General features: G+C 64.4%; 1 protein-coding gene. It reads right to left on the reverse strand.

Annotation, left to right across the window (positions count from 1 at the left end; genetic code table 11):
- Positions 1 to 19: 19 nt before the first annotated feature.
- The coding region (locus tag HP499_RS24835; protein WP_172326651.1) for a transposase at positions 20 to 511 on the reverse strand (492 nt) is incomplete at its 5' end.

The raw sequence follows: 511 nt of genomic DNA on the forward strand, positions 1-511 counted from the left end.
AGTGCCCCTATGTTTTTCGTCAAGCGGTTGCGGGTGTTGGGGGTTGGTAGAGGGTGCCGTCGCGGAGCATGGCGTAGAGGGTATCGCAGCGTCGTCGTGCCAGGGCGATGAGTGCCTGGTTGTGGCGTTTTCCTTCGGCTCGTTTGCGGTCATAGTAGGCCCGGGAGGGCGGGTCTTTGAGCGCGGCGAACGCGGAGAGGAACAGGGTTCGTTTGAGGACTTTGTTGCCTTTCCTGGAGGAATGATCGCCACGGATGGAAGACCCGGATCGCCAGGTAACAGGGGCCAGCCCCGCGTAAGAGGCCAGGTGCCCTGCGGTGGGGAAGTCTTTCCCGGCGACTTCGGTGAGGATTCGTGCAGCGGTCCTGATGCCCACGGCCGGCAGAGACATCAGGACCGGGTGAAGAGGGTGGGCCTCCACAAGAGTCTCGACCTGGGTCAGGACCGTGGCGCGGCTTTCGTGGAGCCCGGCGAGCATGGCCGCGAGCTGGGGCAGCACGATGGTTGCGGC

The sequence above is a fragment of the Paenarthrobacter sp. CM16 genome, from assembly GCF_013179505.1.
In the GTDB taxonomy this organism is placed as follows: domain Bacteria; phylum Actinomycetota; class Actinomycetes; order Actinomycetales; family Micrococcaceae; genus Arthrobacter.